We start from the raw sequence: 4,804 nt of genomic DNA on the forward strand, positions 1-4,804 counted from the left end.
ATCTTGTGGTAGCGCGCCTTCTCGATCGTGAAGTCCTCGCCGATGCCCGTGCCGAAGCCCGAGATCAGGCCCTGCACCTCATTGTTCGCGAGCACCTTGTCGAGGCGTGCCTTCTCGACGTTGAGGATCTTGCCGCGGATCGGCAGGATCGCCTGGTTGAACGGGTTGCGCCCCTGGACCGCCGAGCCGCCGGCCGAGTCACCCTCGACGATGAACACCTCGGAGATCGACGGATCCTTGCTCTGGCAGTCGCGCAGCTTGCCCGGCAGCCCACCCGATTCGAGAAGGCCCTTGCGTCGCGCGGTCTCGCGCGCCTTGCGGGCCGCCATCCGCGCCGACGCGGCGGCGATGGCCTTGCTGACGATCGCCTTGCCCTCTCGCGGGTGCATCTGCAGCCAGTGGTCGAACTCGTCGCGCACCGCGGTCTGGACGAAGCCCTTGACCTCGGAGTTGCCGAGCTTCGTCTTCGTCTGGCCCTCGAACTGTGGTTCGGCAAGCTTGACGCTGATGACGGCCGTCAGCCCCTCGCGGATGTCGTCACCGGTGAGGTTGTCGTCCTTCTCCTTGAGCAGCTTCTCGCGGCGCGCGAAGTCGTTGACGAGCTTCGTCATCGCCGCGCGGAAACCCTCTTCGTGCGTGCCGCCCTCGTGCGTGTTGATCGTGTTGGCGTACGTGTGGACGGACTCGCTGTACGCCGTCGTCCACTGCATCGCGACCTCGACCGAGAGGTAGCGCTCGGCGTCCTCGTGCTCGAAGGCGATGATGTCCTCGTTGACGACCTCGGCGCGCTTGGAGGAGTTGAGGTGCTTGACGTAGTCGAGCAGACCGTCCGCGTAGCAGTACGTGACGCTCCTGCCCTTCTTCGCCCGCGCGGCGGCCTCGTCAGCCTGTGCGGCGTCGGCACCCTCGGCCGCAGCTTCCTCTGCAGCACCCTCGTCGACGGCATCGGGACGCTCGTCGGTGAGGGAGATCGTCAGGCCCTTGTTGAGGAAGGCCATCTGCTGGAAGCGCGCACGGATCGTCTCGAAGTCGTAGACGGTCGTCTCGAAGATCTCCGGGCTCGCCCAGAACGTGATCGTCGTGCCAGTCTCGTCGCTCTCCTCTTCCTCACGCAGCTCGCCGAGCGGCACACCGCCCGCGAACTCCATTCGGTAGACGTGGCCCTTCTGCCGCACCTCGGCCTCGAGGCGCGTCGACAGGGCGTTGACGACCGAGCTGCCGACGCCGTGCAGACCACCGGAGACCTTGTAGCCGCCGCCACCGAACTTGCCTCCGGCGTGCAGCTGGGTGAGGACGAGCTCGACGGTCGACATGTCGTACGCCTCGTTGCGGCCCGTCGGGATGCCGCGGCCGTTGTCGGAGACGCGGATGCCGTTGTCGGGCAGGATCGTCACGTCGACGCGCGTCGCGTGACCGGCGAGGGCCTCGTCGACCGAGTTGTCGACGATCTCCCACACGAGGTGATGCAGGCCGCGCTCACCCGTGGAGCCGATGTACATGCCGGGCCGCTTGCGGACGGCCTCGAGGCCCTCGAGGACCTGGATGGCGTCGGCGTCGTACTCCGTGTCGATCTGGGACCGGACGTGCTGCTCGACCTGCTCTGACGCGCCGTCGGCCGCGTCTGCGAGCGAGGGATCCTGCGTCGTAGGGTCGATCGAGTCGTCGCTGGGCTTGTCGGCCACTGTGCTCCTTCACCGTGCGTGGCACCGTTGCAGTGCGCCGGCTCTCGGAGCGGGAAACCCGAGGCGTGACTCCCGCAACGACGTGCGTGCGGGCTCGTGACGCGATACAACGTGCGAATTATGTCCATCTTACTGGTAGCACGGCTCAGAACATAGCCACGAAACGCTCCAGAGGGCCTCGTGCACGCGGGAACGAGGCCTCGACGTGCCGGGGATCGTCGACCGGGGCCTCGAGGGCACTCATCGGCCTCTGGCTCGGCCGGCCTCCCTCGGGCTCCTCTCTCAGCGTCGACGGGGTGACGCGGACATGCTGCGGGGTTTCGCTGGAGGCGCTCTGCACACGAAACCGGGAAGGTTCCACGTGAAACAGGCGCGGCCGTCAGCCGTAGGTGTCGCGTGGTCCGCGTCCTGCGACACGACGCGGGCCGCGCACCCAGCTCGGGGCGCTCGGGCCGACAACCCGCAGTTCGTTGACGACGCCCTCACCGACACCGTCAGCGATGGAGGCCAGCAGGGATGCGGTGAGCAGCTGCAGCTGCGTGGCCCAGGCCGTCGATTCCGCGCGCACGGTGAGCACGCCGTCCTCGAACGTGAGGGGCCGAGCGTGCTCGGCCACGCCCGCACCGACGAGATCGGCCCACCGCGACATGACGGCGCCGGCTGCCACGTCGACGTTCCACCCCCGCTCGAGCAGGAGGCGTTTCATCGTCGAGTCGATGAGTTGGGGGTCGCGTCCATCGCGATTCGACGACGGCGTGAAGCTCTGCGTCGAGCGGGAACGCCGGGGCGCAGGACGCGAGCCCGGACGAAAACCCCGCTCGGCGGCATTGCGCTGAGCCCGAGCGAGCGCCAACCGCGCGGCGACGGCGCGCTCGTCCTCAGCGCTCGACTCGACCGGCGCCTCGGCACTATCGGTGCCAGTGCCAGTGCCCGGGGCCTGATCGTCCGGTGCCCCCGCATCGATGCCGCTGGTCTCACTCATCAGCCGCGTCACCGTCATCACGGTCGTCCGCATCACGGGCGGGCCCATCCGGGGCGTCCTCGGCCTCGGGCACACCGGGGTGAGCCGCGGTCTGGACGCCGCCAGGCGCCTCCTCGAGGGAGCCATCGCCTCGAGGCGCGACGTGGCCCTTCGTCACGTGGAAGACCTGGCCGGAAAGCCGCGCGGGAACGTCCTCCTCAACGGCGGCGGTGATGAGCACCTGCTCGGCGTCGCTCACCATGTCGGCCAGCCGTTCGCGGCGCCCCGCGTCGAGTTCGGCGAAGACGTCGTCGAGGACGAGGACGGGGTCGGTGCCGAGGTCATGACGCAGCAGGTGGAAGGCCGCGAGGCGCAGGGCGAGCGCAAACGACCACGACTCACCGTGACTCGCGTAGCCCTTGGCGGGCAGGTCTCCGAGCGTCAGGGTGACGTCGTCCCGGTGCGGCCCCACGAGGGTGACACCACGTTCGATCTCGCGGGTCCGCTGGAGCTCGAACGCCTCATGAAAGGCCTTCTGGAGCTCGTCGCGCTCCGGAACCTCGCCCGAGGCGATGCGCGCCGCGGTCGACTCCGGCAGTGACGACACATACGCGAGGCGCGCATCAGAACGCCCGGCACTCACCTCGTCGTACGCCTGGGCCACGTAGGGGGCCAGATCTTTCAGCAACCGTAGACGGGCGTAGACGAGGGCAGAACCGACTGACGCGAGGTGCGTGTTCCACTCGACCAGTGTGTCGAGCGCCGTTTCACGTGAAACCTCTTCATCCGCCGAGAGGCGAGCGCCTCGCGCGCCCTTCTTGAGCGCCGATTGGGCGGAGCGCAACAGGGCGTTGCGCTGCTTGAGAATCTTGTCGTAGTCCGAACGAGCACCGGCCCAGCGCGGTTGACGCGCGACGAGGAGGTCGTCGAGAAATCGGCGACGTTCCCCGGGGTCGCCCTTGACGAGCGCGAGATCCTCCGGCGCGAAGAGCACGGTTCGCAGCGACCCGAGGATGTCACGGGGACGCCCCGCGGCCGCGCGTCCGATGCGTGCCCGGTTAGCCCTACCCGGAATGATCTCGAGCTCGAGCACTGTTTCACGTGAATCACGGACGACGGCCGCGCGCACGAACGCCCGCTCGGCTCCGAAGCGGACGAGGGGAGCGTCCGTCGAGACACGATGCGACCCCAGGGTCGCGAGGTAACCGGCGGCTTCGACCAGGTTGGTCTTGCCCTGGCCGTTGAGGCCCACGAATGTGGTCACTCCGTCAGCGAGCTCGACTTCCGCCTCCGTGTAGGAGCGGAAGTCACGCAGCGACAGATGGCGGAGTCTCACAGCGCTTTCGGTCGGTGGCTCGGATGCCCTGGGGTCGAATCGTCAGATCAGCGAACGCCGATCAGTGCTCGTTGGGGGCAGCGCCTGGGCGCGCGGCGCCCGCGTCCTTCTTCGGCTCGGCGGCGCCGGAGACCTCGGCCTGGCCTTCCTTCGCGGCGCGCCACGGCTCGCGACCGAACTGCATGACCTCGTGCCCGCCGAACTGACCGCGCAGTGCGGCGACCGCCTGCATCTGCGGGCTGTTCTCCTGGCGCGAGGCGAAACGGCCGAACAGCGCGGCGGCGAGCACCGGCATCGGGACGGCGTTCGCGATGGCCTCCTCGAGCGTCCAGCGACCCTCACCGGAGTCGGTCGAGTACTCGGAGACGCCCTCGAGGTGCGGCGTCTCCTCGAGCGCCTTCACCATGAGGTCGAGCAGCCAGGAACGCACGACGGTGCCGCGCGTCCAGGCCTTGAAGCAGCCGTGGACGTCGGTGACGATGTCCTTCGCCTCGAGCAGCTCCCAGCCCTCGGCGTAGGCGTGCATGAGGCCGTACTCGATGCCGTTGTGGACCATCTTGGCGTAGTGACCGGCGCCGACCTCACCGGCGTGGACGAAACCCTCCTCGCGGGGGCCCTCCGGGCGCAGTGCGTCGAAGACCGGCATCATGCGCTCGACGTCGGCGTCGTCACCGCCGCACATGAGGCCGTAGCCGTTCTCCTTGCCCCAGATGCCGCCGGAGACACCGCAGTCCATGAAGTGCACGCCCGTCTTGGCGAACTGCTCGGCGTGGCCCTGGTCGTCGGACCACTTGCTGTTGCCACCGTCGATGACGAGGTCGCCCT

General features: G+C 68.5%; 4 protein-coding genes. All 4 read right to left on the reverse strand.

Translation table 11 applies throughout. The features are described from left to right. On the reverse strand, positions 1–1,682 hold a 1,682-nt coding region (locus tag B2284_RS07185; RefSeq protein WP_414646256.1), incomplete at its 3' end, for a DNA gyrase subunit B. A gap of 379 nt (positions 1,683–2,061) precedes the next feature. Further along, on the reverse strand, positions 2,062–2,664 hold the full coding sequence (locus B2284_RS07190) for a DciA family protein (RefSeq protein WP_074045862.1): 603 nt from the start codon (positions 2,662–2,664) through the stop codon (positions 2,062–2,064). Next, on the reverse strand, positions 2,657–3,979 hold the full coding sequence (gene recF / locus B2284_RS07195; protein ID WP_136788225.1) for a DNA replication/repair protein RecF: 1,323 nt from the start codon (positions 3,977–3,979) through the stop codon (positions 2,657–2,659). Before recF ends, B2284_RS07190 begins: the two co-directional genes overlap by 8 nt. A 61-nt stretch (positions 3,980–4,040) precedes the next feature. Beyond that, on the reverse strand, positions 4,041–4,804 hold a 764-nt coding region (locus B2284_RS07200), incomplete at its 5' end, for an NADP-dependent phosphogluconate dehydrogenase (RefSeq protein WP_286697331.1).

It is taken from the genome of Dermacoccus sp. UBA1591 (genome assembly GCF_002322065.1).
Classification (GTDB): domain Bacteria; phylum Actinomycetota; class Actinomycetes; order Actinomycetales; family Dermatophilaceae; genus Dermacoccus; species Dermacoccus nishinomiyaensis.

Coding starts and splice junctions, on each gene's coding strand:
- B2284_RS07190 (WP_074045862.1), bottom strand. CDS start 2,664: ATGAGTGAGACCAGCGGCATCGATGCGGGGGCACCGGACGATCAGGCC.